33 protein-coding genes are annotated in these 26920 nt (G+C 70.9%); 14 read left to right on the top strand and 19 right to left on the bottom strand.

Annotation, left to right across the window (positions count from 1 at the left end; all coding sequences use genetic code 11):
- Positions 1–3: 3 nt before the first annotated feature.
- Positions 4–873 (bottom strand): oxidoreductase, encoded by an 870-nt coding sequence (locus QSK39_RS35085; protein ID WP_285482156.1) that lies wholly within the window; start codon positions 871–873, stop codon positions 4–6.
- Between the two features lie 66 nt (positions 874–939).
- On the opposite strand from QSK39_RS35085, the gene QSK39_RS35080 reads away from it, so the two are divergent.
- Both QSK39_RS35080 and QSK39_RS35075 read left to right on the top strand, forming a co-directional pair.
- A complete protein-coding gene (locus QSK39_RS35080) occupies positions 940–1578 on the top strand; it encodes a helix-turn-helix domain-containing protein (protein WP_285482155.1) in 639 nt (212 codons plus the stop codon).
- On the top strand, positions 1575–2453 hold the full coding sequence (locus tag QSK39_RS35075) for a hypothetical protein (RefSeq protein ID WP_285482154.1): 879 nt from the start codon (positions 1575–1577) through the stop codon (positions 2451–2453). Before QSK39_RS35080 ends, QSK39_RS35075 begins: the two co-directional genes overlap by 4 nt.
- A 42-nt stretch (positions 2454–2495) precedes the next feature.
- Here QSK39_RS35075 and QSK39_RS35070 read toward each other — a convergent pair whose 3' ends face one another.
- The 7 genes from QSK39_RS35070 to QSK39_RS35040 form a co-directional block, all read right to left on the bottom strand.
- Positions 2496–3245, bottom strand: coding sequence for a phosphoglyceromutase (locus tag QSK39_RS35070; RefSeq protein ID WP_285482153.1), 750 nt, complete (start codon positions 3243–3245; stop codon positions 2496–2498).
- A gap of 423 nt (positions 3246–3668) precedes the next feature.
- Positions 3669–4541 carry a DUF4349 domain-containing protein gene (locus tag QSK39_RS35065; RefSeq protein ID WP_285482152.1) on the bottom strand — a complete coding sequence of 291 codons (873 nt, stop codon included), beginning with the start codon at positions 4539–4541 and terminating at the stop codon, positions 3669–3671.
- Between the two features lie 69 nt (positions 4542–4610).
- Positions 4611–5123, bottom strand: coding sequence for a type III secretion system chaperone family protein (locus QSK39_RS35060; protein ID WP_285482151.1), 513 nt, complete (start codon positions 5121–5123; stop codon positions 4611–4613).
- Positions 5120–6415 carry a D-inositol-3-phosphate glycosyltransferase gene (gene mshA, locus QSK39_RS35055; RefSeq protein WP_285482842.1) on the bottom strand — a complete coding sequence of 432 codons (1296 nt, stop codon included), beginning with the start codon at positions 6413–6415 and terminating at the stop codon, positions 5120–5122. The genes QSK39_RS35060 and mshA overlap by 4 nt, the downstream gene beginning before the upstream one ends.
- 100 nt (positions 6416–6515) lie before the next feature.
- Positions 6516–7331, bottom strand: coding sequence for an alpha/beta fold hydrolase (locus tag QSK39_RS35050; RefSeq protein ID WP_285482150.1), 816 nt, complete (start codon positions 7329–7331; stop codon positions 6516–6518).
- Positions 7332–7334: 3 nt separating this feature from the next.
- Positions 7335–8510, bottom strand: a complete 1176-nt coding sequence (locus tag QSK39_RS35045) for a L,D-transpeptidase (RefSeq protein WP_285482149.1) — start codon at positions 8508–8510, stop codon at positions 7335–7337.
- Positions 8511–8670: 160 nt separating this feature from the next.
- Positions 8671–9726 carry a UDP-N-acetylmuramate dehydrogenase gene (locus QSK39_RS35040; protein ID WP_285482148.1) on the bottom strand — a complete coding sequence of 352 codons (1056 nt, stop codon included), beginning with the start codon at positions 9724–9726 and terminating at the stop codon, positions 8671–8673.
- Positions 9727–9750: 24 nt separating this feature from the next.
- On the opposite strand from QSK39_RS35040, the gene QSK39_RS35035 reads away from it, so the two are divergent.
- The 5 genes from QSK39_RS35035 to purU all read left to right on the top strand — a co-directional run bounded on the left by QSK39_RS35035 (position 9751) and on the right by purU (position 13200).
- Positions 9751–10257: a DUF2505 domain-containing protein gene (locus tag QSK39_RS35035; protein WP_285482147.1), complete on the top strand. Its 507-nt coding sequence runs from the start codon at positions 9751–9753 to the stop codon at positions 10255–10257.
- Positions 10236–11030 carry a class I SAM-dependent methyltransferase gene (locus QSK39_RS35030; RefSeq protein ID WP_285482146.1) on the top strand — a complete coding sequence of 265 codons (795 nt, stop codon included), beginning with the start codon at positions 10236–10238 and terminating at the stop codon, positions 11028–11030. The genes QSK39_RS35035 and QSK39_RS35030 overlap by 22 nt, the downstream gene beginning before the upstream one ends.
- Before the next feature lie 63 nt (positions 11031–11093).
- Positions 11094–11795, top strand: a complete 702-nt coding sequence (locus QSK39_RS35025) for a DedA family protein (RefSeq protein WP_285482145.1) — start codon at positions 11094–11096, stop codon at positions 11793–11795.
- Positions 11692–12309: a maleylpyruvate isomerase family mycothiol-dependent enzyme gene (locus QSK39_RS35020; protein ID WP_285482144.1), complete on the top strand. Its 618-nt coding sequence runs from the start codon at positions 11692–11694 to the stop codon at positions 12307–12309. Before QSK39_RS35025 ends, QSK39_RS35020 begins: the two co-directional genes overlap by 104 nt.
- A gap of 15 nt (positions 12310–12324) precedes the next feature.
- Entirely contained in the window at positions 12325–13200 is an 876-nt protein-coding gene (gene purU / locus QSK39_RS35015; protein ID WP_285482143.1) for a formyltetrahydrofolate deformylase, read from the top strand.
- A 22-nt stretch (positions 13201–13222) separates the two neighbouring features.
- On the opposite strand, the gene QSK39_RS35010 is transcribed toward purU, so the two are convergent.
- Positions 13223–14272 carry an NAD(P)-dependent alcohol dehydrogenase gene (locus tag QSK39_RS35010; protein WP_285482142.1) on the bottom strand — a complete coding sequence of 350 codons (1050 nt, stop codon included), beginning with the start codon at positions 14270–14272 and terminating at the stop codon, positions 13223–13225.
- A 103-nt stretch (positions 14273–14375) separates the two neighbouring features.
- Here QSK39_RS35010 and QSK39_RS35005 point away from each other — a divergent pair, with 103 nt between their 5' ends.
- From QSK39_RS35005 to QSK39_RS34995, 3 genes are read left to right on the top strand one after another with little or no spacing between them, the layout of a single operon-like run.
- The gene (locus QSK39_RS35005) at positions 14376–14975 is read left to right on the top strand and encodes a TetR/AcrR family transcriptional regulator (protein WP_285482141.1); all 600 of its coding nucleotides are present in this window, start codon (positions 14376–14378) and stop codon (positions 14973–14975) included.
- Between the two features lie 9 nt (positions 14976–14984).
- A complete protein-coding gene (locus QSK39_RS35000; protein WP_285482140.1) occupies positions 14985–15611 on the top strand; it encodes a pyridoxamine 5'-phosphate oxidase family protein in 627 nt (208 codons plus the stop codon).
- Positions 15612–15615: 4 nt separating this feature from the next.
- Positions 15616–16239: a haloacid dehalogenase type II gene (locus QSK39_RS34995; RefSeq protein ID WP_285482139.1), complete on the top strand. Its 624-nt coding sequence runs from the start codon at positions 15616–15618 to the stop codon at positions 16237–16239.
- Here the strand turns inward: QSK39_RS34995 and QSK39_RS34990 are convergent.
- Together QSK39_RS34990 and QSK39_RS34985 are read right to left on the bottom strand one after the other, a co-directional pair.
- Positions 16236–17246: an NADP-dependent oxidoreductase gene (locus QSK39_RS34990; RefSeq protein WP_285482138.1), complete on the bottom strand. Its 1011-nt coding sequence runs from the start codon at positions 17244–17246 to the stop codon at positions 16236–16238. The two genes, QSK39_RS34995 and QSK39_RS34990, sit on opposite strands and share 4 nt — an antisense overlap.
- Positions 17247–17343: 97 nt before the next feature.
- Positions 17344–17778 carry an SRPBCC family protein gene (locus tag QSK39_RS34985; RefSeq protein ID WP_285482137.1) on the bottom strand — a complete coding sequence of 145 codons (435 nt, stop codon included), beginning with the start codon at positions 17776–17778 and terminating at the stop codon, positions 17344–17346.
- Between the two features lie 85 nt (positions 17779–17863).
- Here QSK39_RS34985 and QSK39_RS34980 point away from each other — a divergent pair, with 85 nt between their 5' ends.
- Together QSK39_RS34980 and QSK39_RS34975 are read left to right on the top strand one after the other, a co-directional pair.
- Positions 17864–18346 carry a MarR family transcriptional regulator gene (locus tag QSK39_RS34980; RefSeq protein ID WP_285482136.1) on the top strand — a complete coding sequence of 161 codons (483 nt, stop codon included), beginning with the start codon at positions 17864–17866 and terminating at the stop codon, positions 18344–18346.
- 30 nt (positions 18347–18376) lie between these two features.
- Complete coding sequence (locus QSK39_RS34975; RefSeq protein ID WP_285482135.1) at positions 18377–19150, top strand: class I SAM-dependent methyltransferase; 774 nt, start codon at positions 18377–18379, stop codon at positions 19148–19150.
- 36 nt (positions 19151–19186) lie between these two features.
- Here QSK39_RS34975 and QSK39_RS34970 read toward each other — a convergent pair whose 3' ends face one another.
- Positions 19187–20110 carry an ABC transporter substrate-binding protein gene (locus tag QSK39_RS34970; RefSeq protein WP_285482134.1) on the bottom strand — a complete coding sequence of 308 codons (924 nt, stop codon included), beginning with the start codon at positions 20108–20110 and terminating at the stop codon, positions 19187–19189.
- Between the two features lie 139 nt (positions 20111–20249).
- On the opposite strand from QSK39_RS34970, the gene QSK39_RS34965 reads away from it, so the two are divergent.
- The gene (locus tag QSK39_RS34965; protein WP_285482133.1) at positions 20250–20948 is read left to right on the top strand and encodes an ABC transporter permease; all 699 of its coding nucleotides are present in this window, start codon (positions 20250–20252) and stop codon (positions 20946–20948) included.
- Positions 20945–21658, top strand: a complete 714-nt coding sequence (locus tag QSK39_RS34960; protein ID WP_285482132.1) for an ABC transporter permease — start codon at positions 20945–20947, stop codon at positions 21656–21658. The genes QSK39_RS34965 and QSK39_RS34960 overlap by 4 nt, the downstream gene beginning before the upstream one ends.
- Positions 21659–21671: 13 nt before the next feature.
- Here the strand turns inward: QSK39_RS34960 and QSK39_RS34955 are convergent, their stop codons facing one another.
- The 7 genes from QSK39_RS34955 to QSK39_RS34925 all read right to left on the bottom strand — a co-directional run bounded on the left by QSK39_RS34955 (position 21672) and on the right by QSK39_RS34925 (position 26719).
- A complete protein-coding gene (locus tag QSK39_RS34955; RefSeq protein ID WP_285482131.1) occupies positions 21672–22223 on the bottom strand; it encodes a cadmium resistance transporter in 552 nt (183 codons plus the stop codon).
- The gene (locus QSK39_RS34950) at positions 22224–23651 is read right to left on the bottom strand and encodes an aromatic amino acid lyase (protein ID WP_285482130.1); all 1428 of its coding nucleotides are present in this window, start codon (positions 23649–23651) and stop codon (positions 22224–22226) included.
- Positions 23648–24655 (bottom strand): ornithine cyclodeaminase family protein, encoded by a 1008-nt coding sequence (locus QSK39_RS34945; RefSeq protein WP_285482129.1) that lies wholly within the window; start codon positions 24653–24655, stop codon positions 23648–23650. The genes QSK39_RS34950 and QSK39_RS34945 overlap by 4 nt, the downstream gene beginning before the upstream one ends.
- A complete protein-coding gene (locus QSK39_RS34940) occupies positions 24652–25194 on the bottom strand; it encodes a YbaK/EbsC family protein (RefSeq protein WP_285482128.1) in 543 nt (180 codons plus the stop codon). The genes QSK39_RS34945 and QSK39_RS34940 overlap by 4 nt, the downstream gene beginning before the upstream one ends.
- Before the next feature lie 13 nt (positions 25195–25207).
- On the bottom strand, positions 25208–25501 hold the full coding sequence (locus QSK39_RS34935; protein WP_284748166.1) for a DUF2516 family protein: 294 nt from the start codon (positions 25499–25501) through the stop codon (positions 25208–25210).
- A 115-nt stretch (positions 25502–25616) separates the two neighbouring features.
- Positions 25617–26297, bottom strand: a complete 681-nt coding sequence (locus tag QSK39_RS34930; RefSeq protein ID WP_285482127.1) for a hypothetical protein — start codon at positions 26295–26297, stop codon at positions 25617–25619.
- The gene (locus QSK39_RS34925) at positions 26294–26719 is read right to left on the bottom strand and encodes a helix-turn-helix domain-containing protein (protein WP_285482126.1); all 426 of its coding nucleotides are present in this window, start codon (positions 26717–26719) and stop codon (positions 26294–26296) included. Before QSK39_RS34925 ends, QSK39_RS34930 begins: the two co-directional genes overlap by 4 nt.
- Positions 26720–26920 lie beyond the last annotated feature (201 nt).

Raw genomic sequence — 26920 nt, 5'->3', positions numbered from 1 at the left:
GAATCACGCATCGCCGTCGAGGGTCTTCAGGTCCTCGTCCGTGAGCCGCAACGCCGCCGCCGCGACGTTCTGCTCGAGGTGCGCGACGTCGCCGGTGCCCGGGATGGCGAGCACGTGCGGTCCCTGGTGGAGGGTCCACGCGAGCCGCACCTGGGCCGGGGTGGCGTCGTGCCGGCGCGCGACCTCGGCGACGCGGGCGTCCTCGCCCGTCCCGCTCGCGACGGCGAAGAACGGCACGAAGGCGATCCCGCGCTCGGCGCACATCCGGACGATCTCGTCGTCCTCGCGGCGCGCGGTGAGGCCGTACTGGTTCTGGACGCAGACGACCGGCGCGATCTCGAGCGCCTCGGTCAGGTGGTGCGGCGCGACGTTGGAGATGCCCAGCTCGCGGATCAGGCCCTCCTGCCGCAGCTCGGCGAGCGCGCCGAAGCCGTCGGCGAGCGAGCCTTCCCCGCGGTCGAGGCCCTCGCCGATCCGGTAGTTGGCGACGTCGAGGTGCTCGAGGCCCAGCTCGCGCAGGTTCTCTTCGACCTGGGCCCGCAGCTGGTCCGGCCGGGCGGTGTAGAACGCGCCGGTGAAGTCGCGGCCCGGGCCGACCTTGGTGGTGATCGTCAGGTCGTCGTACGGCGCGAGGGCGCGGTTGATCAGCTCGTTCGCCGAACGGGGGCCGGCGAAGTAGAAGACGGCGGTGTCGATGTGGTTCACGCCGAGCTCGACGGCGCGGCGGAGCACGGCGATCGACGTCTCGCGGTCGCGGATGCCACCGTCCGAAGTGGACATCAGGCGCATGGCGCCGAACCCGAGCCGGTTGACTTCGAAGGAGCCGAGCTTCCAGGTGCCCGCCGCGGCGGCGGGGAGGGTGTTCGTGGTCATGGCTCCAGCTTTGCGGCGCGGGCTCACCACCACCGGTTTTGGCAATTTGCTGCCACACTGGAATGCGTGGAGAGAGTCAGTGACGTCGTCGTGGTGCGCGGCGAAGCGGAGCTTTTCGAGCGCACCAAGCACCTGTTCGCGACCGCGACGGAGGTTTCGTGCGCGGCCCGCGACCTGCACACGTGGTCGGTGGCGCACCCGACGGCGCCCGAGCGGGAGCAGGCGGTGCGTGACACGAACGTCCGCAAGATGTACCTGCCCGGCGTGCTGTTCGACCCGAAGCTGGCCGAGCACCTGCGGTTCATGGCCACGCACGGCGCGCGCATCCGGATCACCGAGCGCGAGGTCAACGAGACGATCCTGCTGGACCGCCGGATCGCGATCGTGGCCGGCGACAACGTCGGCGGCGTCCGCAGCTACACGGTCGTCAGCAGCCCGGAGCTGGTCCAGGGCATCCAGTCGCTGTTCGAGGCGGCCTGGCACGGCGCCACCGACCTGGAGTCCTACCAGGCCCGGTTCACCGAGCTGGGCGCGCGCGAGATCCTCGAGCAGCTGGCGTCCGGCTGCAAGGACGAGACGGCGGCCCGCGCCCTCGGCGTCGGCCTGCGGACCTACCGGCGGCGGGTGGCGGAGCTGATGGACATCCTCGGCGCGTCGTCCCGCTTCCAAGCCGGGGCCCGGGCCCGCGAGGCCGGGCTGCTGTGAAGCGAGCGCTGCCGGCGCTGGTCCTGGTCCTGGCGACGTCGGCGTGCACGTCGGCGGTCTCGGGCACGGCCAAGCCGCTCGACGGCAACCTCGCGGTCGTCAACGGCCCCGGGACGGCGACCGCGCTCGACGCGGTGAAGACGGCGGCCGAGGCGGTGTTCAGCTACGACTCCACGAACCCGGCGGCTTGGGAGAAGGCCGCCGGGGACAACGTCACCGGCGACGCGAAGACGCAGCTCACGACGTTGTTCGAGGACGTACGGAAGAACCCGCGGCCGGTGCGGCTGACCACCCGCGTGCTGCGGTCCGCCGCGCTCGAGCTGGCGGGCGACCGGGTTCAGGCGCTGGCCGCGCTGCAACAGGTCAACGGCGCCACGAAAGCCCTGGCCACGGTAGCCTTCACCGCGGTGCGTGGGGACGGTCACTGGCGGATTTCCGACATCAAGGTGAACCCCGCGCTGCCGCCGCTCACGACCCGGCCGGACGACGGCGGCCCGGTCGGCCTGCGCGACTCCGCGCTGGCCGGCGCGCGAGCGGACGCGACAGCGTTGTTCACGGTGGACCGCGCCGACCCGGAAGGTTCGTACGCACGGGCCGAAGCCGTCATCGCCGAGCCGCTGCTGAGCGATTACCGGGCGAAGAAGGCCGCGTTCCTCCAGGGCGTGCACGACAACGGCACCGGGGTCGCCGTTCCGGCATTGGTGGCGGGTCTCACGACCGTCACCGCCGAGAAGGCGTCCGCGCTCCTCTTCACGACGCTCAAGGTCACCAACGCCACGGGGACGACCGACAAGCCGCTCACGGTCACGCTCGACCTCGTTCGCGAGGGCGGGGTCTGGAAGGCGACCCGCATCGAGGCGGTCACGGCGTCCTGAGAGCCGTGACCGGCACCGCGCGTGCCGGTCACGGCGAACGCGTCAGCGGCCCTGGTTGGCGACCGCGGCGGCGGCTTCCTCGGCGGCCTCGGGGTCGAGGTACTCGCCGCCGGCCTTGACCGGCTTCAGGTCGGCCGTGAGGTCGTAGCGCAGCGGGATGCCGGTGGGGATGTTTAGGCCGGCGATGTCGGCGTCGGAGATCCCGTCGAGGTGCTTGACGAGCGCGCGCAGCGAGTTGCCGTGCGCGGCGACCAGCACGGTCTTGCCCGCGCGCAGGTCCGGCACGATCTCGGACTCCCAGTACGGCAGCAGCCGCTCGACGACGTCCTTGAGGCACTCGGTCAGCGGCGCGGCGTCGCCGAGGTTCGCGTACCGGGCGTCGTCGGCCTGGCTCCACTCGTCCTTCGGGTCGATCGCCGGCGGCGGGGTGTCGTACGAGCGGCGCCAGAGCATGAACTGCTCTTCGCCGAACTCGGCCAGGGTCTGCTTCTTGTCCTTGCCCTGCAGCGCGCCGTAGTGGCGCTCGTTGAGGCGCCAGTCGCGCTTCACCGGGATCCAGTGCCGGTCGGCGGCGTCCAGCGCGATGTTCGCGGTGGAGATCGCCCGCCGCAGCAGCGAGGTGTGCACCACGTCCGGCAGCAGCCCGGCGCCGGACAGCAGCTGCCCGCCCTGGCGGGCTTCGCCCTCGCCCTGTTCCGACAGCGGCACGTCCACCCAGCCGGTGAACAGGTTTTCCGCGTTCCACGTGCTCTGCCCGTGGCGGAGCAGCACCAACGTCCCAATCTCGGCCATGGGGAACAGCCTGCCAGACCGGACCACTCGATCGACCGGTGACCTCGCGTCCTACGCAGAGTGTGTTACCGCGGAGTAACACCTCACCCTTCGACAAGTCCAAGTGCCAACAACGCGCAAAATTCGGGGATCAAACTGCACTCCGTTATCGTCGCGAGCGAAGTTCACCCGAACGGACTAGTGGGTAGTCTTGTGATTACAGGTCGAGATCTGACAGGTTGACTTACGTCCCGAGCGGCCGGATTCCACGCACTCCCCGGCCGGTTTCGGGCTTCGACCGCGGCTCGTCTCCCCCCTGCCGAGCCGCGGCCCGCCGGCCCCGTTGGCATCCCCCTCGTCACCGGGTCCTGATCGGCGGGAACTTCAGCGGGGCGGCTCGAGATCGCGACTCCCCCCTCCCTCGAGCCGTCCCGCCTGTTCCGCTCACCCCTCGGTGTGCACCGGCGCCGGCTTCACCGGACGCCGACGGCGGTTCAGCCGCCAGCCCAGCCACCCCAGCGGCACGACGATCAGCAGGAACGGCGCCACGGCCCCCAGGACCGTCAGCAGCCCGCCGCCGAAGGTCAGGAACGCGTCCCACCCGCCGGCCAGGCCACCGAGGAAGCCGCTGCGGTCCTCCTGCACCGGGGCCGGCGCCGCGACGCTGCGGATGCTCATCGCCACCGTCGCCATCGCGACACTGCCCGCCAGCGAGTTCCGCTGCTGCTCCAACGACTCGAGCGCCGACTCGCGGCTCGTCAGCTCGCTCTCGATCGACGTGATGTCCGACACCGAAGTCGCCTGCGAAAGCAGCGCCCGGATCCGCTCGACCGACTTGCGCTGCGTCGCCAGCCGCGCCTCGACGTCGACGACCTGCTCGGTCACGTCCTGGGTGTTCAGCTCGCGCTTGACCAGCGAAGAGCCCAGGTGCGACAGCTGGTCGAGCACCGGGTCGAGCTTGTCCGCGGGCACCGCGAGCGACAGCGTCGCCGAGTCCTCGCTGGTGGCTTCCTGCCCGGTGTACCCGCCCGCGCCCAGCGCGACCCCGCGGGCCTGCGCGACGACGTCGACGACCTTCGTGGCCGTCAGCTCCAGCCGGGCGCTGCGCGAGAGCTTGCGGTCGGTGGCGCCGGCCTGCGGCGGCGTCACCTTCGAGTTCTGCTCGGCCTTACCGGTGCCCTGCTGTGGCGCGGCAGGCACGCGCCCCGAGCCTGCACTGTCCGCCGTGGACGATGCCCCGTTCTCCGCCGCCGAGCAGCCGGCCAGCGCGAACGCCACCGCGGTGATCGCCAGCGCCGCTCTCCATCGAGTCCGCATCCTGGTCTCCCTCCAGTTTCGACTGGCGGTGAGACGGATGTCCGGTTCAGGGCCGTTGCACGGCTTGGGTCACGAGTCGGTCAAGCCCGGCTCGTGCGGCTGAGCGGGCGCCACGAGGTGCTTGAACGCCGCCAGGTTGGCCAGCGACTCGCCGCGGGAGACGCGCCAGTCCCACTCGCGCTTGATCGACGTCGCGAAGCCGATCTCCAGCAGCGTGTTGAAGTCGCCGTCGGCGGCTTCGAGGACCTGGCCGAGCACCTTGTCGAGCTCGTCGGCCGACATCGTGTCCTTGCCGAACCGGCCGACCAGGTAGATGTCGCCGAGACTGTCCACTGTGTAGTGCACGCCGTAGAGCTTCGCGTTGCGCTGCAACAGGAACCGGTAAACGTCCTCATGGGACTCGTCGGGACGACGGCAGACGAAGGCCTCCACCGAAAACGCGTGGTCGCCGTCGACGAGCCAGGCGTTCGTCTGCAGCTTCTTCGTACCGGGCAGCGTGACGAAGTACTTGCCTGGACCGCGTTTGTCGTACTTCAGCTCCGCTGAGTCCAAAGTAGACTGGATCAGCTCGTCCAGGCTCACACCGCCACCTCCGCGCGCAGGTCCAGCGCGTGCCGGAAAGCGCTGGTGGCCTGAGCATAGATGTCGAGCAGCGCGTCCGTCGTGCGGCGCCAGGAGAACCGGCCCGCGTGCACGACGGCGTTGGCACCGAGCTCGGCACGCCGGTCCGGGCGCAGGGCGACCGCGGCCAGCGCGTCCGCCCACTCCTCCGCGCCGTGCCCGGGAACGAGCAGGCCGGACACGCCGTGCGGCACCGCCACCGGCAGCCCGCCGACCTCGGCCGCGACCACCGGCGTCCCGCAGGCCTGCGCCTCCAGCGCGACCAGCCCGAACGACTCGTTGTAGCTGGGCACCGCGACGACGTCGGCGGCGCGGAACACCCGCGCGAGCGCTTCACCCGGTTGCGGCGGCAGGAACCGGACCTGCCGCTCGATGCCCAGCGAAACCGCCAGCTCGCGCAGGGCCTGCGGCTGCTCCAGCCCGGTGCCGGACGGCCCGCCGACGATCAGCACGACCAGGCGCGGCGCCAGCGAGGGGCGGCGGCGCAGCATGGCGGCCGCGGCGTGCAGCAGCACGTCCGGCGCCTTCAGGGGCTGGATCCGGCCGGCGAAGGCCAGCACGACGTCGTCGTCGGCCAGGCCCAGCTCGGCCCGCGCGACGGCCTGCGAGCCCGGCGTGAAGCGTTCGAGGTCGACGCCCGGCGGCACGGCGTGCACCGCGTGCGGCTCGGCGTCGTAGAGGTCGATGAGCTGCCGCGCCTCGACCGCGGTGTTGGCGACCAGCCGGTCGGCCTCGGCGACCACCTGCTCCTCGCCGATCACGCGGACGCGCGACTCGGGCCGGTCGCCCTCGGCGAGCGCGGCGTTCTTCACCTTCGCCAGCGTGTGCGCGGTGTGCACCAGCGGCACCGACCACCGGTCGCGGGCGAGCCAGCCGACCTGGCCGGAGAGCCAGTAGTGCGAGTGGATGAGGTCGTAGTAACCGGGCTCGTGGAACGCCTCGGTGCGCAGCACGCCGGAGGTGAACGCGCACAGCTGCGCGGGCAGCTCGTCGCGGCTCAGCGGCTCGAACGGGCCCGCCTGCACGTGCCGGACGGTCACGCCCGGCGCGAGCTCGGCCACCGGCGGCTGGTCCGACGCCGTCGCGCGGGTGAACACCTCGACCTCGACCCCCAGGCGGGCCATCTCCGTCGCCGTCTGGCTGACGTAGACGTTCATCCCGCCCGCGTCGCCGGTCCCCGGCTGTTCAAGCGGCGATGTGTGCACGGACAGCACCGCGACCCGGCGCGGCACCGCTGCTTTCGGGGGGTCCAGGGGGGCTCGCCCCCCGGCCGGGGTCTGGGGCTCGGCCCCGGAAAACCCAGCACGGAACCCCCGGACGGAGCTGGTCACCTTGGTCGTCTCCCGCGTTACGTCAGCATTCCTCGGCGAACTGCCGGAGTACCGCGTCGAACTCCTCCGCGGACTCGGCGAAGGGCGCATGCCCCCCGTCAAGGAACCAACGCCCGGTGGCACCCGGAATCTTCCCGATCGTGTGCTCGGCCGTCGAAGGGTCGATCACGCGGTCCTGGGAACCGTGCACGACGAGGGTGGGTTTGTCGACCGCGGCCAGCACTTCGTCACTGCCGATGTCCCGGCGGAACAGGGCCGCGCGGACCGAAGGGGGCACGCTGAGAGAAGCCCCGAGCAGGGCCTGGACCTGCGCTCCGGGCACCGGCCCGCCGGCCAGGTCGCGGCAGAACTCGGTGAGCGCCGGGACCGCGATGTCCGGATCGTCCGAAAGCATCGCCCGCATGTGCTCGCGCATCAGCGGGCCGACGCGCCCGCCCGCGCGGTCGCGGCCGATTTCGGTGATCGCGCCGACGAGCACGATCCCGCGCAGCCGTGCGGTGCCGTGCACCCGGATGTGGTCGGTGAGCACCAGGCCGCCGTAGGACCAGGCGACGACGATCGCGCCGGGTCCGGCGAAGTCGAGCACCGCGGCGAGGTCGTCGGCCCAGACCACCGGGTCGTCGTAGCCCGCGGCCGGGACGTCGGACGCCCCGTGGCCGCGCAGGTCCACCGCGACCAGCCGGAACCGCTCGGTCAGCGCCGGGTCGGCGAGCTGGGCGGCCCAGCAGCCCGCCGACTGCGCCCAGCCGTGCAGGAACACGATCGGCCGGCTGTTCCCGGCGCCTTCGACCCGCAGGCCGAGCCGGGTCCCGCCGTGCCCGACGACTTCGGTGCGCATCGGCTACTTCGCGCCCATGCCCTGCCACGCCGACCAGGAGAAGTTCCAGTCCTTGACGTCGGAGTTCATCGGCGCGCCCAGCTGCGAACCGGTGATCTCGACCGGGTCGCCGACCAGCGCGGAGTCGAAGTAGTCCTTGGCGTCGGCCTCGAGGAGGTTGACGCAGCCGTGGGAGTTGTTGGTCTTCCCGATGTTGGCCGCGTTGTCCTGGTTCTCGTGGATGTACTCGCCGTGGTTGGAGAACCGGCAGGCCCACTTCTTGTTGACGTTCGTGTAGCCGTAGCGGGCGTTGTCGAACACTGCCGTCGGCTCCTTGCTCATGACGATGTAGGTGCCGTTCGGGGTGTTGCGGTCGACCTCGGCGTCCAGCCCGTTCGCGCACGGGTAGCTCTTGACCTGGGCACCGTTGCGGTAGACGTGCATCTGGTGGTCCGGGGTGTTGACCTTGACCACCTGGTTGCGGCCGATCTTGAACTTCGTCGTGACGTCGGCCTTGCCGTACGCGCCGCCGCCCAGCTCGACGCCGTACAGCTTCGCCTCGACGCTCACGGTGATGTTCTGCGGCCAGTACTCCTTCGGCCGGTAGTCGACCTGGCTGTCCGAGAGCCAGCCCCACGCGCCCTCGACGTTCTTGTCCGTCTTCACCGAAAGCGCCTTCTCGACCGCCTTGCGGTCCTTGACCGGCGACTGGAACTTGACGCTGATCGGCATGGCCACGCCGACCTGCTGGTTGTCGGCCGGGTTGAGCGTGGCGCGGATCTGCTTGGCCGGGGTGATCGTGCTGAAGGTGCCGGTGAGCTCGACCGGCTTGCCGTCGGTGCCGGTGGCCTTGGCCGCGTAGGTGTAGGTCTTGCCGTAGCCGAGCGGCTCGGAGCTGGTCCAGGTGAGCCCGTCCGGCGCGGTGTCGCCCTTGAGGGCCTTGCCGCCCTCGGCGGTCACCTTGCACTCGGTGAGCTTGCCGTCGGCGACCTTGATGGTGACCGGCTTGAGGACGGCGGCGTCCTTGGTGTTGACGGCGGGCTCGGCCGTGATCTTCGCCACGGGCTGCGCGCCCTCACCGTCGGCCCCCGCGGCGCCGGTGGGCAGCGCGGTGCCGTCGTTCGTGCTCGAACACGCCGCGGCGACCAGAGCGGCTCCCGCCGCCAGAGCGGCCTTGAAGACCGTACGCCGTTCGATCACCGAAACCTCCCGAGTTCCCCCGCCTGACCAGCGGAGCACACGCTCTTAGCGCTGGTGGCGCGCTCGACGTTACCCGCCGAAAGGTAAAGACCATCCGATCAGGTGGCGCCGCCCTTGTCGACAAAGACGTCTCATACACGTCCAGGTTGCCCGTTTCGGCTCAAATGACGCAGTTGATCAAGAGCGGTTCGGGGTGCAGCCGGACGCCGAACCGCGCGAAAACGCCGTCGCGGACCTCCCTGGCCAGGGCGAGCAGGTCTTCGGTCGTCGCGTCGCCGCGGTTGGTCAGCGCGAGGGTGTGCTTCGTCGACAGCGAGACGCGGTTCCCCGGCCCGGGGTACCCCTTCGCGAAGCCGGCGCGCTCGATCAGCCAGGCCGCGGACAGCTTGACGCCACCGTCGGCCGGGTACTGCGGGGCCGCCGAGCCGACGCTGTCCGTGATGCGCGCGAGCACGGCCTCCGCTTCGGCCGACGGGACGATCGGGTTGGTGAAGAAGGAGCCCGCGCTCCACGTGTCGTGGTCGTCCGGGTCGAGCACCATGCCCTTGCCGCGACGCAGCTTGAGCACCGCTTCGCGCGCTTCGGCCGCCGGGACGCGGGCGCCGATCTCGACGCCGAGGGTGCGGGCCAGCTCGGCGTAGCGGATGGGCGCGGAGAGGCCGTCTTCGCGGATCTCGAAGCGGACCGAGAGGACGACGCCGGTGTCGGTGCCCTTGAGGACGCTCGTGCGGTAGGCGAAGCCGAGCTCGTCGGCCTTGAGCGTGCGCACTTCGCGCGTCCGCCGGTCGTACAGCTCCACCGAGACGATCGACTCGGCGACTTCGCAGCCGTACGCGCCGACGTTCTGGATCGGCGTCGCGCCGACGCTGCCCGGGATGCCGGAAAGGCACTCGAGCCCGCCGAGGCCCGCTTCGACGAGCCCGGCGACGAACGCGTCCCAGTTCTGGCCGGCCTCGACCGCCACGACGTCACCGTCGCGGCGCCAGCCCGTGTTCGCGACCTCGATCAGCGTGCCGTCGAACCCCGCGTCGCCGACCACCAGGTTGGAGCCGCCGCCGAGCAGCAGCACCGGCTCGCCCGCCGCGTCGGCCTCGCGGACCGCCGTGACGAGGTCTTCGCTGGTCACGGCGCTGACGAACCGGCGCGCGGGGCCGCCGAGGCGCAGCGTGGTGTACGCGGCGAGCTTCGGGAGAGCGGGAGTTCGGGCGGTGTTCACGCGTCTGACGGTACTGTCCGGCTCATGGGATCCCGGATCGAGCACCGTGCTGAGTTCTCCGCCGACGTCGCCGCGACGTACGCGGCGGTCGCCGGCGAAGACGCGCTGCGGGCGCGGCTCGAGGAGCTCGGCGGGCACGACGCGGCGCTGCTGTCGTACGAGGTCTCCGGCACGAACCTGCGGTACGAGCTGCGGCAGGGCATCAGCGCGGACAAGCTGCCGCAGGCGGTGCGGACACTGCACAAGGGCGACCTGCTGGTGACCCGCACGCAGACCTGGCGCGTGAGCAACGACGGCACCGGCCGGCAGGGCAACGCGACGGTCGAGGTCGGCGGCGTCCCGGGCGAGATCGCCGCGCGGACGGCGTTGCTGGCCAGTGACGAGAAGACCGTCCTGCGGATCAGCGGCGAGGTCACCGTCCGGATCCCGCTGTTCGGCGGGAAGCTGGAGAGCGTGATCGCCGAGCAGGTCACGAAGCTGCTGGAGCGCGAAGCCGAATTCACGGCGAAGTGGCTCACCGAACCAAACTGAGCCCGGTCGGCGCACCGACCCGCGGCACGACCAACCCGAACCGCCTCCGCCGGGTCGACCGGTGGATCACGTACGCGCCCGCGACGACCCGGCTGCTGCGCGCGGCGGACGCACCCCTGGTCGTCGACCTCGGGTACGGCGCTTCCCCGGTGACGACGGTGGAGCTGGCCCGGTGGCTGCGCCGCGTCCGGCCGGACGTCCGGGTGCTGGGGCTGGAGCTGGATCCCGCGCGGGTTTCGGCGGCCCGGCCCGCCGCGTCGCCGCCGCTGCTGGACTTCCGCCGCGGCGGGTTCGAGCTGGCCGGGACGCGGCCGGTGCTGGTGCGCGCGTTCAACGTGCTGCGGCAGTACGCGGAGGACGAGGTCGCGGGCGCGTGGGGGCTGGTGCTGGACTCGATGGCCCCGGACGGCCTGCTGGTCGAGGGCACGTGCGACGAGATCGGCCGGCTGTCGACGTGGGTGCTGGTGTCTTCGTCCGGCCCGGTTTCCCTGACGCTCTCGATGCGGCTGGCGGGGCTGGACAAGCCGTCGACGATCGCCGAGCGGCTGCCGAAGGCGCTGATCCACCGGAACGTCCCGGGCGAGCGGGTGCACGAGCTGCTGGCGACGCTGGACACCTGCTGGGCGACCGCCGCGCCGCAGCAGGCGTTCGGGGTGAAGTCGCGCTGGCTGGAGACGGTCCGGCTGCTGGTGGCCCGCGGCTGGCCGGTCGCGGACCCGCGGATCCGCCTGGGCGAGCTGACGGTCCCCTGGGCGGCGGTCTCCCCTGCCTGAACGTTCACCGGGGCACCCCCGCTGCGTCACCCCGAAGTGACCTGCGGTGATCACCATTGAGCCGTGGAACTGCTGGCGCATGTCACCGACCTGCTGCGCGACGCCCTGGGCTCGCCGTGGCTGTGGGTGCTCGTCTTCGCCGTGTCCGGGTTGGACGCGCTGCTGCCGTTCATGCCCAGCGAGACGACCGTCGTGACCGTCGCCGTGCTGCTCGGGCCCGATCCGGCGAACCTCACGCTCCTCGCGGCCGTGGCCGCCGGGGGTGCGTGGGCCGGTGACTGCCTCGGGTACGCCGTCGGCCGGGCCGCCGGGCCGCGGGCGATCGCGCGGCTGCAACGCGGGCCCGAAGGGCAACGGCGCTACGCGTGGGCGCAGGACCAGGTGCGGCGCAACGGCGGGCTGCTCATCATCGCCGCGCGCTACCTGCCCGGCGGCCGCGTCGCGAGCGCGCTCGCCAACGGCAGCCTCGGCTACCCCCTGCGCCGGTTCGTGCCGCTGGACCTCGCCGGCGCGGCGATCTGGGCGGTCTACAGCGTGCTGATCGGCCTCGCCGGCGGAGCCGCTTTCGCCGACGAGCCGGTGAAGGGCCTGTTGCTGTCCTTCAGCCTCGGACTCGGTTTGGTGGTCGCGATCGAGGCCGGGCGACGGCTACGGTCGGCCCATGCTGGAAGCGATCGACATCCACGCGGACGCGCTGAAGCGGGCGGCACTGACGGCCGGCCCGGCGGCCCGGGTGCCGAACTGTCCGAAGTGGACTGTTCATGACCTGGTGGCGCACATCGCGCTGGTGCACTGCTTCGCCATCGGGCTGGCGATGAACCGGCCCGCGAAGCCGGCGCCACCACCGGACTGGGAAGACCTGCTCGGGTGGTGGGACGGCCAGCGCCTGGCCCTGCGCGAAGCACTGGGCCAGGACCCCGGATCTCCCGCGTACTCGCCGTACCCGGGCTTCGACGTGACGGTCGGCGACTGGACCCGCCGGATGGCCCACGAGACGGCGATCCACCGCCTCGACGCCGAATCGGCCCTCGAAGAAGCTCCGGAGACACGCTTCTCCCCCGAGTTCGCGAACGACGGCATCGACGAGTTCCTGACCTACCTCGCCCCGCGCCTGGGCCGGAAGACCGACATCCGCGTCACGACGCCGGAGCGCACGTGGAGCCTCGGCGAAGCCCTCGCCGAAGTCGACGGCCCCGCCGACGACGTCTACCGGGCACTCTGGGGCCGTCCGCACCGGGCGTCCGTCACGGGCGACCTCGCACCAGTCGAGGCGCCCTGACCAGCGCGGGGGACAATGCCCGTCGTGACCGCTCCCGAACGCCGCTACGTCATCACCTTCGGCTGTCCCGACCGCACCGGCATCATCGCCCGGATCTCCGGGTTCCTCGCCGAGCACGGCGGCTGGATCGTCGAAGCGGCCTACCACACCGACCCGGACACGGGCTGGTTCTTCACGCGCCAGGTCGTCCGGGCCGGCTCACTGCCCTTCGACGCCGACGAGCTGCGCGCCCGCTTCGGCGAGGTGGCCGCGGACCTGTCGGCGGAGTCGAGCTGGGAGGTCAGCGACACCGGTGAGCGGCGCCGCGCGGTGGTGCTCGTCTCGAAGGCCGGGCACTGCCTGTACGACCTGCTCGGCCGCGTCGCGTCCGGCGAGCTCGACGTCGACATCGCGGCGGTGATCGGCAACCACGAGTCGCTGGCCGACATCACCCGCGCGCACGGGATCCCGTTCCACCACGTGCCGTTCCCGGCCGGGGACAAGGCAGCGGCGTTCGAAGAGGTCCGCAAGCTGGTCGGCGAGCACGACCCGCACGCGGTGGTGCTGGCCCGGTTCATGCAGATCCTGCCCGCGGACCTGTGCCGCGAGTGGGCCGGCCGCGCGATCAACATCCACCACAGCTTCCTGCCGTCGTTCATCGGCGCGAAGCCGTACCACCAGGCGCACACGCGCGGGGTGAAGCTGGTCGGCGCGACGTGCCACTACGTGACGGCGGACCTCGACGCGGGCCCGATCATCGACCAGGACGTGATCCGCGTGGACCACGGCGACTCGGTCGAGGACATGGTCCGCAAGGGCCGGGACATCGAGAAGGTCACCCTCGCCCGCGGCCTGCGCTGGCACCTGGAGAACCGGGTGCTGGTGCACGGCAACCGCACCGTGGTGTTCTGACGCGGTTGCCGTGCTCCCGTGGTCACGCCCCGATGGTCGAGGCGTCGATGACGAAGCGGTAGCGCACGTCGGAGTTCTCGACGCGCTCGTAGGCCTCGTTGACCTTGTCGGCGGAGATCGTCTCGATCTCCGCGCCGATGCCGTGCTCGGCGCAGAAGTCCAGCATCTCCTGCGTCTCGGCGATGCCGCCGATCATCGACCCGGCCAGCACCTTGTTGCCGCCGAGCAGCGAGAAAGCGTTGTACGACAGCGGTTCGCCGGGCGCGCCGACGTTCACCATCGCGCCGCCGACCTTCAGCAGGCCGAGGTAGGCGTCCACCGGCAGCTTGGCCGACACGGTGTTGAGGATGACGTCGAACTTGCCCTTGAGGACGTCGAACGTCGCCTCGTCGCTGGTCGCGTAGTAGTCGGTCGCGCCGAGCTTGAGGCCGTCCTCCTGCTTCTTGAGGCTCTGGCTGAGCACGGTCACCTCGGCGCCCATCGCGGCGGCGATCTTGACGCCCATGTGCCCGAGCCCGCCGAGGCCGATCACGGCGACCTTCTTGCCGGGGCCGGCGCCCCAGTGGTGCAGCGGCGAGTAGGTGGTGATGCCCGCGCACAGCAGCGGCGCGGCGATGTCGAGGCTGATGCCCTCGGGGATGCGGCAGACGAAGGCGTCCTTCACGACGATCTGGTTGCTGTAGCCGCCGTAGGTGTTCTCGCCGTCGAAGCCGACGCCGTTGTACGTCTGGACGTTGCCCTTGACGCAGAACTGCTCGGTGCCGGCCTGGCAGTACTCGCACTCGCCGCAGGAGTCGACCATGCAGCCGACGCCGACGCGGTCGCCGACCTGGTACTTCGTGACGCCGGACCCGACCGCGGCGACGACGCCGGCGATCTCGTGGCCCGGGACCATCGGGAAGATCGCCTGGCCCCAGTCTTCCTTGGCCTGGTGGATGTCGCTGTGGCAGATGCCGGCGTAGGCGATGTCGATGAGGACGTCATCGGCACGCAGGTCGCGGCGCTCGATCGTGGTCGGTGCGAGCGGCGCACCCGGCGCCGGGGCGGCGATGGCGTGCGTGGTGGTGCTCATGGAACCCTCCAGGTTCAAGTACCGTTGGTCCTCGTAAGAGGTCTCTTACATCTCTACGTAAGAGGGGTCTTACATATTTCGAGCGGGAGATGTGATCCAGGTCATGGGCGGCAAGTACCACCACGGCGACCTCCGGGCCGAGCTCGTGCGCGTTTCGCTGGACCTGATCGCCGAGCAGGGCCTCGAGGGCTTCTCGGTCGCGAAGGTCGCGAAGCTGGCGAACGTCAGCCCCGGCGCGCCGTACCGGCACTTCGCGACCCGCGAAAGCCTGCTGGCCGAGGTCGCCTGCCACATCGCGTGCCAGCTGACCGAACGCGTCGCGGCCGCGGCGGCCGAGCACGAAGACCCGGCGGACGCGCTGGCGGCGGCCGCGGGCGCGTACACGCGCTACCTGATCGAGCGCCGGGCCGGGATGAACGTGATCTACGCCGAGGGCCTCCACGGCCCGGAGCACGTGGAGCTGATGGAGCAGACCCGCCGCCTGACGGACGAGTTCCTGATGCGCTGCCTGGCGGTCGCCCCCGACCCGGCGACGGCGCTGGAGCTGATGGAGCAGCTGTTCACCCAGGCCCACGGCTACGGCACGTTCCAGCTCGACGGCGTCTTCGTGAAGCACGGCTACCCGGTGGACCTCGTGGTGCAGAAGTCGACCGAGGCCGCGCGCATCGCGATCGCGGGCCGGACTGTCGGTGGTCCGCGCTAGCTTGGGTCCATGGGCATCACCGGCACGCACATCGACACGCACGAGGCCCTGCGCGAGCTGCTGGGCGAACCGAAGCCGAGGACGAAGCAGAAGGTCCTCGGCCACATCGACGAGCACGCGCGGGACCTGATCGCGCACTCGCCGTTCGTGCTGCTGGCGACGTCGGCACCGGACGGCACGTGTGACGTCTCACCCCGCGGCGACCCGGCGGGCTCGGTCCTGGTGCTCGACGACCGCACGCTGGTGCTGGCCGACCGGCCGGGCAACAAGCTGATCGACAGCTTCCGCAACATCGTCGACAACCCGCACGCGGGGTTGCTGTTCCTGGTGCCGGGGATGAACGAGACGCTGCGGGTCAACGGCCGCGCGCAGCTGCTGTCGGACGCGCCGTTCTTCGACTCGCTGGTGGTGCAGGGGAAGCGGCCGAAGCTCGCGGTGGTCATCGAGGTCGAAGAGCTCTACATGCACTGCGCGAAGGCGTTCCTGCGGTCTTCGCTGTGGGACCCGTCGACGTGGCCGGAGCGCTCGACGCTGCCGACGCTGGGCACGATCCTGCGCGACCAGCTGGCGCTGTCCACCTCGGCGGAAGAACTCGACAAAGATCTCAACGAACGGTCGCTGACCCAGCAATACTGAACCCATGCTCTGCGTCTTCGACGTCAACGAGACCCTGCTCGACCTCGCCGCCATGGACGACCTCGTCGGCGGGCCCGAGCTGCGGCGCGAGTGGTTCGGGCTGGCCATCCACACGGTCCTGACCGTCACGGCCACCGGCGGCTACCGCGACTTCGCCGGCATCGCGGGCGAAGCCGCCACCGAAGTCGCGGCGCGGCACGGGCGCGAAGTGAACCTCGCCGCGATCGGCGAAGGACTCCGTTCGCTTCCCGCCCACCCGGACGTCGAGGAAGGCCTCGCCAAGCTGCGCGAAGCGGGCCACGACGTCGTCGCGCTGACGAACTCGCCGCTCGCCACGGCCGAGGCCCAACTGCAGAACTCCGGCCTGGCCAAGCTCTTCGACCGGATCTTCTCGGCCGAGCAGGTGGGCAGGCTCAAGCCCGCGCCCGAGCCGTACCGGCAAGTCCTGGACGCCTACCCCGGCAAGCCGGCGGTGATGATCGCCGCCCACGACTGGGACATCGCGGGCGCGCAGGCGGCCGGGCTGCGGACGGCGTTGCTCGCCCGTCCCGGCGTCCGCCCGCTGCCCGGCTCACCCGAGCCGACGTACACGATCACGTCCCTGACCGAGCTGGCCGGCGTCCTCTAGTCCGCGATCCGGACCAGCATCTTGCCGGTGTTGGCCCCGGACAGCAGGCCCAGGAAGGCCTCCGGCGCGTTGCGGATGCCGTCGACGAACGTCTCGGAGTACTTGATCCGCCCGGACTTCACCAGCGGCGCGATCTCGCTGACGAACTGCTGCTGCAGGCCCCAGTGGTCGAGCACCAGCAGGCCGCGGATGGTGATCCGCTTGGCGATGATCTGCGTGAGGTTGCGCGGCGCCGGCGTCGGCTCGGTGGCGTTGTACTGCGAAATCATGCCGCAGACGGCGATCCGGCCGTGGAGGTTGATCGAGTTGATCGCCGCTTCCAGGTGCTCGCCGCCGACGTTGTCGAAGTAGACGTCGATGCCTTCCGGCGCGGCTTCCTGGAGCTGCTGGGCGACCGGGCCGTCCTTGTAGTTGAACGCCGCGTCGAAGCCGAGGTCCTCGACCAGGTGGCGCACCTTCTCCGCCGACCCCGCCGAGCCGATGACGCGCTTGGCGCCCTTCAGCTTCGCGAGCTGCCCGACGAGCGAGCCGACCGCACCGGCCGCGCCCGAGACGAACACCGTGTCGCCCGGCTTGAACTCGGCCGACTCCAGCAGGCCCGCGTACGCGGTCAGGCCCGGCATGCCGAGCACGCCGAGGTACGTCGACAGCGGGGCCGCGGCAGCGTCGACCTTCACGTAGCGCTTGGCGTCGAGGACGGCGTGGGTGCGCCAGCCGGCCTGGTGCAGCACGTGGTCACCCGGTTCGACGCCATCGATTTTCGACCCGACGACCTCGCCGACCGCCCCGCCGGACATGACCTCGCCGACCTCGAACGGCGGCGCGTACGACTTGACGTCGCGCATGCGGCCGCGCATGGCCGGGTCGACGCTCATGACCAGGTTGCGCACCAGGATCTGCCCCTCACCAGGAGTGGGGATCTCGGTGTCGACGACGTCGAAGTTGTCGTGCGTCGGGACACCTTCCGGGCGCGAAGCCAGCCGGATTTCCGTCGCCTGTGCGTTCACCGTCGAACTCCTCAAGTCTCTCTCGAAGCGGGGCAGGCGCCCCGGATTCCACCGGGTAGAACCGGCTAACCGGGGCGCGCATTCCGATTGTGACGCGCTACACGATCTCCGCAAGCTTGCCGAGGACGCCGTCGTAGATCTTCTTGAGCCCGCCGGGCGCGAACGTCTTCTCGAAGAAGCCGCCGATGCCGCCGGCGCCGTCCCAGGTGGTCTCGATCTTCACGACACTGCGCTCGCCGGCCTCGGAAACCGTCCAGGTGGTGACCATGCTGGAGTTCGCGTCGGTCTCGACCAGGGTGCCGGGCTTCGGCTCGCTGATGGTGGCCTTGACGTCGCGCACGCGCTTGGACGTCGCCTGCAGCTTCCAGCCGGCGTGGGTCCCGGCGCCGGTGCCGCCCTCGGTCACCTCGTAGTCGCGGTAGTGCTCGGTGAGCAGCTTCGGGCGCGTTTCGGCGTAGTCGGCGACGAGCGCGCGGACCTTGTCGGCCGGGGCGTCGATGGTGCGCTCCGCGGTGGCCGTGACCTTTCCCATTTCGCTCCTTCTCCTTCTGGCGTCGATTGTGGTCCACGATTCCACCACCGGCCCGGCGGCCGTTCACCGCGTTACGCTGACGCGCATGAGTGCCACGACGGACGCCACCGGGCGGCGGCGCGCGACCGTCGCGCTCAAGGAGTCGCTGCGAGACCTGCGCAACCAGCTCTCGCTGCTGAACCACCAGGTCAGCGCCCACTTGGCGCTCAAGGACGTCGACCTCGACTGCCTGGAGCTGATCGGCAGGCACGGGCCGCTGAGCCCGAGCGCGCTGGCGCGGCGCGCCGGGCTGCACCCGGCGACGATGACCGGCATCCTCGACCGGCTCCAGAAGGGCGGCTGGGTCGTCCGCGAACGCGACCCCGAGGCAGCCGACCGCCGCGCGGTCGCGGTGCGCGCGGTCCGCGGCCGCAACGCCGAGCTGTTCCGGCTGTACGCGGGGATGAACACGGCGATGGACGAGCTCTGCGCCGATTACAGCGAGGAGGAGCTGGCCCTGATCGCCGGGTTCCTCCGGCGGGCGACGTCAGCGGGCAACACCGCAACGGGTGATCTGGCTAACGGCTGACCAGCGGTTCTTTGTGCTGTACTCCCACTCATGTGGCAGACGGGCGACGCGTACGAGGCCTACATCGGGCGGTGGAGCCGCCGGATCGCGCCGATCTTCGTGCGGCAGCTGGCCGCCCCGGCGAGCCGCCGCTGGCTCGACGTCGGCTGCGGCACCGGCGCGCTGACGTCGGCCGTGCTGGCCGCGGGCGATCCCGCCGAAGTCGTCGGCGTCGACCCGTCCGAGGGATTCCTGGCGACCGCCCGGGCGAGCGTGACCGATCCACGGGCGTCGTTCGAGGTCGCCGACGCGCGTGAGCTCCCGTTCGAGGACGACAGCTTCGACGTGGTCGTGTCCGGCCTGGTGCTGAACTTCGTGCCCGACCCGGTGCGCGCGGCGGCGGAGATCGCCCGGGTCACGCGGGGTGTGGCCGCCGCGTACCTCTGGGACCTCGCGGAGGGCATGGAGCTGATCCGGCACTTCTGGGAGGCCGCCGCCGAGCTGGACCCGGCGAAGGTGGCCGAGCTGGACGAAGGCCGCCGGTTCACGCTGTGCCGCCCCGAGCCACTGGGCCGGCTGTGGACGGAGGCGGGCTTCTCCGGGGTGTCGGTCGGCGAGATCAAGATCCCGACGGTGTTCGCCGGATTCGACGACTACTGGCAGCCGTTCCTCGGCGCGCAGGGCCCGGCCCCGGCGTACCTCGCGACGCTTCCGGAGGCCCGCCGCGACCAGGTGCGCGAGCTGCTGCGCAGCCGCCTGCCGACGAACCCGGACGGCTCGATCCCGCTCTCGGCCCGCGCCTGGGTGGTCCGCGGAACGGCGTAGGCCGCCCCCGTTCCCGAGGGCGGCCTACGGCTCAGCTCAGAGACCGGCCTGCGCCAGCCAGTCCTTCGCGACGTCGGCGGCCTTCTCGCCGTCCGAGTCGACGCGCTTGTTCAGGTCGCGCATGACGTCCGTGGTCAGCTTCGCGCTCACCGCGTTCACCGCGGTCGCGAAGTCGGCGCCGCGTTCGTCGAGCACCTTCTTGTTCACCGCCGGCACGACGTTCTCCGTCGGCACGATGTTCAGGTCGTCCTTGAGCACCGTGTAGTTCGAGTCGCCGGTCAGCGGGCTGACCGAGTCGACCGGGATCACCGTGACGGCACCCGACTTCAGCTGCTCGACGCGCGGCCCGGCTTCCTGGATGGTCTGGAACGTCGCGTTCGTCAGCTTATAGACGTCCTTGAAGCCCTGGAAGCACGGCAGGCGCTTTTCGCACTCCGGCGGCCCCGCCATGACGACCTTGTCCAGCTTCTTCAGGTCGCTGATGGACGCGATGCCCTTGTCCTTGGCCAGGTCGGACTTGACGATGTAGGTGTTCTTGTCCTCCGCCGCGGCGAAGTTCAGCAGGCCGACGCCGCTGGGCTCGAACAGCTTGGCCAGCTGGTCGTGCTCCTCCTGCGCGGTCTTCCCGGCCTCCTTGCCGAAGCCGGTCGTGATCGCCGCACCCTGGTACTCCGGGATGAACTGCAGCTCACCGGACTTCAGCGACGGGTAGATCAGCTCCCGCGACCCCAGGTTCAGCTTGCGCGTCACCGGGTAGCCCTTCGCCTCCAGCGCCTGCGCGTAGATCTCGGCGAGGATCTGGCTGTCGGTGAAGTTGAAGGACGCGACGACGATCGGCGCCCCACCCTTGCTCTGCGCGGCGGGCTTGTCACCGCTGTCGCTGCCACCCCCACAGGCGGCCAAACCGAGCGTCGCCGCGACGGCCACCGCCACCACGGACGCGTTCCGGAACCAGCGCACGAATCCCCACTCCTTCGTCACTCGAACAGACGAAAGGACCCTAGCCCCGCCCACCGACAAGCGCCCACATATTGGGAGAAAAGCACTCGAATTCCCAGACTTCGGAATGAGTCCCCACCAAACGGGGTAGGGTCGCCAGGTGCACGTGACCGCGGTGACCCCGCTGGCCGCCGATAGCGGGCCCCCGATCTTCCAGTGGAAATGGGTGGACCGCAACGCGGACGACATCGTCCAGCGCCTCGGCGAACACATCTCGCTGACCGCCGCCGCACTCGGCGTCGGGCTGGTCGTCTCGATCGCGCTGGCGGTGCTTTCGCTGCGGTACCGGTGGTCGTACCCGGTCATCCTGGGCACGGCCGGCGCGCTCTACGTGATCCCGAGCCTCGGCGCGTTCGCCGTGCTGGTGCCGTTCTTCGGGCTGACGTTCCTCACCGCGATGATCCCGCTCGCGACGTACACGCTGCTCATCCTGGTCCGCAACATCGTCACGGGCGTCGACCAGGTGCCGAACGAGGTCCGCGAGGCCGCGGTCGGCATGGGCTACACGCGTGGCCGGCTGCTCTGGCAGATCGAGCTGCCGCTCGCGCTGCCGGTGGTGATCGCCGGGCTGCGCGTCGCCGCGGTGACGACGATCGGCCTGGTCACCGTGACGTCGATGCTCGGCCTCGGCGGCCTGGGCTACTTCATCCGCGCAGGCATCCAGACGGCGACGCCCAACCCGACGGAGATCATCGTCGGCGTGGTGCTGTCGGTGGTCCTGGCGGTGGTCGTCGATCTGCTGTTGTGGCTCAGCGAGCGCCTGCTGGCGCCGTGGTCGCGGAAGGTGCGGGCGCGATGAGCTTCCTCGACCAGCTGAACGCGTGGCTCTCGGACCCCAACCGGTGGAGCTGGACGGACAAGGCCGGCATCCCGTACCGGACGCTGGAGCACCTCCGGTTTTCGTTGCTGGCACTGGTGATCGCGGCGGTCCTGACGATCCCGGCGGCGCTGTGGCTGGCCCACTACCGCAAGGGCGCGTTCCTCGCGAGCAGCGCGGTGAACATCGGCCGCGCGATCCCCAGCTTCGGCCTGATCATCCTGTTCTGGTTCCTGGCCAGCCGCTGGGAGTTCGACACGACGTTCTGGCCGTTGCTGCTGGCGCTCGTCGCGCTGGCGATGCCCCCGCTGTTCACGAACACGTACGCGGGCGTGGTGTCCCTGGAGCAGGAGACGGTCGACGCGGCCCGGGGAACGGGCTACCGCGAGTGGCAGATCATGCTGCGCGTCGAGCTGCCGCTGGCGTCCCCGGTGCTCCTGGCGGGTGCCCGGGTGGCGTTCCTCCAGCTGATCGCCACGGTGGCGATCGGCGCGATCGTCAACGACGGCGGCGGCCTCGGCCGCTACATCGTCGACGGCTTCGCACTGGGAGCGTCGGGCTACGGCGAGATCTTCGCGGGCGGTCTGGCCGCGGTGGTCCTGGCGCTGGTGTGCGACGGGCTGTTCGCGCTGATCACCCGCTTGGCCACACCCCGAGGCCTGGCCCTGCAGAACGCCCGGCGCGAGTCGTAGCAAGCTCGCGGCTTCAGAAGGCACCGACCAGGATCAGCACGCCGAGCGCGACGAGCACCACGGGCAGCACGACGTGCCCCCACCGCGCGAGCACCCGCGCGACACCCGGCCGCGTCGCGAGAAACCGCCCGGCACCGCACCACACGGCGACGCCCACGAGGAAGACCACGGCGTAGCCGACGAGCCCGGCCGCCCCGGTCGCGGCGAAGGCGGGCACGTAGACACCGATGTTGTCCCCGCCGTTGGCGAAACACACGAGGGCGATCCCGAACACCCCGGCCGCCGGCGCGGGCTCGTCTTCCTCGGTGCGCCAGGCCTGCCAGGCGGCCCGGATCCCGAGCAGCGCGGGCAGCACGCCCAGCCAGCGGACGGTGCCGTCGGGCAGCAGCCCGGCCCCGAGCGCCCCGGCGACCGACGCGGCGAGGATCGCACCGAACCCGAGGAACTGCCCGGCGACGACCGTGCGCCCGGCGGCCCGCCCGAAGAAGACGGCGAGCAGCACGAGATCGTCGACGTTGGTCACCGCGAACATCGCCGCGGCCCGCCCGATCAGCCCGAGGTCCACTTACGAGCCGGTGAAGCCGCGGCAAGCCGCGATCAGCCGTTCGACCTCCGGCCCCAACGGCCGGTCCTCCTCGACCGGCGGCACCACCGACCGCACCCATTCGTAAGCCGCGCCCAAGGCCGCGACTCCGTCCGCGGCCAGGTACCGCGCCTGCGACCCGGTGATCAGCTCGCACGCCGTGATCGCGAACAGGTGCGTCGCCGCCGCTCGAAGCTGCTCCCCCGCCGCCCACGCAAACGCTTGCACGTCCTCCTGGCCGGCCGATGTGTCCAGGGAACCGATCGTCGCGGGCGTCGCGAGCCGGCGCAGTGCGTGCAGCTCGCCGACCGCCCGCTTGTGCAGCGGCACCAGCCCCGCCCGTGGTCCCGGGTCCGTCGTCAACTGCGCCGGCAACCCGCTGAAGCGCTCGTCCAGCAAGCGGTGCATGCGCTGCACCGAAATCTCGCCGAGGTGGACCAGCGCGGCCGTCACCGCGTCCATCCGCAGGCCCAGGTCCACCGCGTGGTACGCCGTCCCCGGGATGAACTCGCCCTCGACGAACGACGGCGAATCACCCGGCATCGTCGCCCAGCGCCGCCGGGTCTCGGCCAGTTCGTCGTTGACGCGGGACGCGTGGGCCAGGGCCCGCGGCGCGACCCGCACCGACAGCGGCGCCTGCACGACCCCCGCGCGCACCGGGCCCGCGCCCACCATCCCGGTCAGGGCCTGCAGCAGCCGCCGCAGGTGGTCGTCGCCGCCCGCCATGACCGGGGAGAACACCTCGCGCGGTGCGCCGAGGACGTCGATCGCCAGCGCCTCGGTGAGCGTCTGCAGCCGGATGAGCTGCCGCGCTTCGGCCCAGCCCCGCTGCGCGTGCATCACGGCCAGCGGAGAACCCTGAAGCAGCGAAGCACCTTCCTTGGGCCCCAACACATACGGCGCTACGCCACGCTTGGCCAGTGCCTCCGCGGCGGCGGTCTCGACGCCGTCCTCGAGGACCGTGCCGATGCCGAGGAACGTCTGGAAAGCGTGCGACAGCGGGATGATCTCGCCCGAACTGCCGAGACCGGAGCGCGGCACGGCAGGCGTGAAGCCGTCGTTGAGGCGGTCCACGAGGAACTGCACCAGCTCCGCGCTCACCCCCGACCACGGCTGCAGGAAATCCCGCAGCCGTGCGACGAACAGCGCGCGGACGTCCTCCGGCGGCAGCCACGGCGGCCCGCCGACCGCGCGGCCGATCAGCAGGGTGCGCTGGTGTTCCGCCTGCTGCCGCGCGTCGAGCGCGACGCCCGCCAGGCGGCCCATGCCGGTGTTGACGCCGTAGACCGGTTTTTCGCCCTTTTCGAGCGCCGTCAAGAGCTCGTTCCGACGCTGCTGCAACGTCTCCACCAGCGGTTTGGCCAGAACCAACCGTTCACCGTCGGCGAACTCGCTTCCGTCGATGATCATCGGTACGGCAGCATGGTGCCGACGCCGGAAGCCTCGGCACGGGCCAGGATCATGGTCGCCACCGCGACGTCCGTTGTGGACAGTCCGCGGTGCCAGAACAGGATCCGCTCGGCGTCGTGCTCGCGGCCCGGCTTCTTCCCGGCCACGATGTCGCCGATCTCGGCGTGGACCCCGTCCGCGGTGAGGAGGCCGGCGTTGAGCTGCGGGCGCAGGGCGCCGAACCGCGGGTTGCCGGACTGCGATTCGCGCCAGTCGTCGACGACGACCTTGTCGACGTCGTCGAGCAGTGTGAGCTCGAGCGCGCTGATCGTGCCGTAGGGCACCAGGAAGGTGCCCGGCCGGAGGAACTCGCGCCGCACCAGCGGCTCGGGCTCGACCAGCCGGGAGGCCTCGACCTGGATGTCCGCGCCGTCCAGGGTCTCCTCGGCCGTGGCGCAGACGCGGACGTCCTTGCCGAGCCGCTCGGAAAGCCGGCGGCCGAAGTCCTCACGGGACTCCGGGCGCTTGCTGGTCACGCGGATTTCGGCGAAGTCGAACAACGAGTCGAGGAGGACGACGTTCCACCAGGCGGTACCGCGGGCGCCGATGTGCCCGAGCACCCGGGAGTCCGGGCGCGCCAGGTACTTCGCGCCGACGGCGGTCATCGCGCCGGTGCGGGCCTCGGTGATCATCGTGCCGTCGACGATGGCCCGCGGCATGCCCGTGTCCGGGTCGAGCAGCAGGATCAACGCCATTTCGGAAGGGAGGCCCCGTTCGAAGTTCCCCACGAAGTCACCGACGACCTTCACGCCACTGACCTGCTTCGCGGAGAGATGGCCGCGAAGGATGTTGAAGTGGCCTTTGCCGCCGTTGTCCGGCACGAGGTGCGTCCGCGGCTCGAAGACGACCTGGCCGCGGCCGTGGTCGGCGAGCACGTCCTCGACCGCGCCGACGATGTCCGCGTCCGTGACGCCGAGCGAGTCGATGTCGGCACCGGTCAGGTACCGGAGCCAGACGGACGTCACTTGGCGAGGTCCTCGATGACCTCGGCGCCGGGCAGCGAGGCGAGCGCGGTGCCGGAGATCAGCAGCTTGCTGCCGCGGATCCCGCTGCCGATGACGAGCTCGGGCGCGTCGGCGACCCGCTGGTCGATGAGGATCGGCCAGTCGGCGGGCAGGCCGACGGGCGTGATGCCGCCGTACTCCATCCCGGTCAGGGAGACGGCTTCGTCCATCGGCGCGAACGACGCCTTGCGGACGTCGAGGCGGCGCTTGATCACGCCGTTGACGTCGGCGCGGGTCGTCGCGAGCACGAGCGCGGCCGCGAAGCGGACTTCGCCCGCCCGCTTGCCGGCGACGACGACGCAGTTCGCGGACGCTTCGAGCGGCGAACCGTAGGTCTCGCAGAAGGCGGCGGTGTCGGCCAGCGCCGGGTCGATCTCGGCGACGCCGACGGCGTCCGGATCGGCGAGCGCGGCGAGCGCCTTGGCGACGGGATCGGCGAGCAGGTCGGTACGCGTGGGGGCGGGAACCACGGTGAGGCTCCCGGCAATCGTCCAGGTCACCCGGCCAGCGTAGCTACCAGTTGGAGCCGCCGCGCTGGACCTCGATCAGCTTGGGGCGGACGTCCACGATGTAGACCAGGGCCGCGGCCATGGCCGGCACCCAGAAGATCATCCCCGGGCCCATCACGCTGAACAACGCCATCGCGAGCGTCGCGCCGCCGGTGATGAGCATCCAGACGGGCTTGGTCTTGCGATCGGCCGCGGAATAGGCGTCGGCGCGCTGAAGGAGCGCGTGCACGAACGCGAAGAGCCCGACCAGCGCGCTGCCCCAGTGGATGACTTCGAGGATCCAGATGGCAACCAGCACAGCGACAGCTTACGGCAAACCGCCCGAACGACCCCGGCCCCGCCACCGGGATACGGTGGCGGGGCCGGGGTGTTCACGGCGTTTTTACCAATCAGGCCGGTAACGATCGACTCGGTTACTTGTCGGCCTTCGGCGCGGCCGGCTTCTTCGCGGCGGCGCTGGTGGTCGTCCGGCGGGCCGGGGCGGCCGTCTTCGGGGCCGTCTTGTTCGCGACCTTGCGGCTCGCGGACCGGGTCTCGTGGGCGACGTCGTCACCCAGCTCCTCGATGGCTTCGGCAGCCTCACCGGCGACCTCGGTCACCTTGCGGGCGGTCTTCTCGCCGACCGAGCGGGTGCGCTTGGTGAAGGTGCCCAGCACGCCGTCGACGCGCTCGCGGACCTCGGTGGTGACGCCCTCGACCTGACCCTGCGCGGTGGTCAGGGCCTCCTCGAGCTGCTCGATGGCCTTCTTGACCTGCGGCTGGGCGGAGAACTTGTCCCACGCCTGCTCGCCCGACTCGGCCAGCTTGTTGTACAGCTTGAGCGCGGCCTCGGTGTACTCGTCGATGACCTTGCGCAGCTCGGCCGGGTCCAGCTTCTCGCGGAGGCTCTCGACGTCGGTCGGCAGCTCCTGCAGGTTCTTGCGGGCGGTCTCGCTGCCCTTGGTCACGTTCTCCTTGGCCTTCGCCACGGCGTCGGTGACGGCCTGGCCGGCCAGGTTGCCGGCGCCGAGCGCGGCCAGCAGCGGGGTGCGGACCTGGTCGAGAGCGCTGGTCACGGCCTTCTTGACGTCTTCGGTGGTCTTGGGGGTCGTCATGCTGACTCCTTGGTGTCTGCGGCTGGTGTGGTGTCTGGGGTGTCTGTGGCGGGTGACGACTCGGCGGCCGGCCGTGCCGCGGCGTTCTCCCGGCGGAAGGACTCGTAAACGTCGAGCAGGACCTGCTTCTGCCGTTCGGTCAGCTCGGCGTCGGCGCGAATCGCGTCGCCCACCGGACCACCCGTCGGCAGATCGAGGATCCCGGCCTGCACATACAGCGCTTCGGCGGAAATGCGCAGTCCCTTGGCGATCTGCTGCAGGATCTCGGCGCTGGGCTTGCGGACCCCGCGCTCGATCTGGCTCAGGTACGGGTTGGACACTCCGGCGAGCTTCGACAGCTGGCGCAACGAAATCTTCGCGGTGTTGCGCTGCTGGCGGATGTACTCGCCGATGTCGGAAGCGATGTCCGCGACCTTCTCCATGGGACTGCCGGATCCTGACGTCCCACCGGTCTCTGCCATCCGGTCACCTCCTCGCGACACCTTCGACGGTACGCGCGAGTGCTAGCTATTGCAAGCACTCTGCTTGCAACTATCGGGCGTGATCGTGCTCACCCGCTGCTGGGCCGATGGTTAGCGCTCCGACCGCAGTCACGGCCGAATGACCTCGCGGCTCGGGTTACG

The organism is Amycolatopsis sp. NBRC 101858, assembly GCF_030269325.1.
Taxonomy (GTDB): domain Bacteria; phylum Actinomycetota; class Actinomycetes; order Mycobacteriales; family Pseudonocardiaceae; genus Amycolatopsis; species Amycolatopsis ponsaeliensis.
Note: the sequence above shows the minus strand (reverse complement) of the source record. Positions and strands in the feature narration are given on the sequence as shown.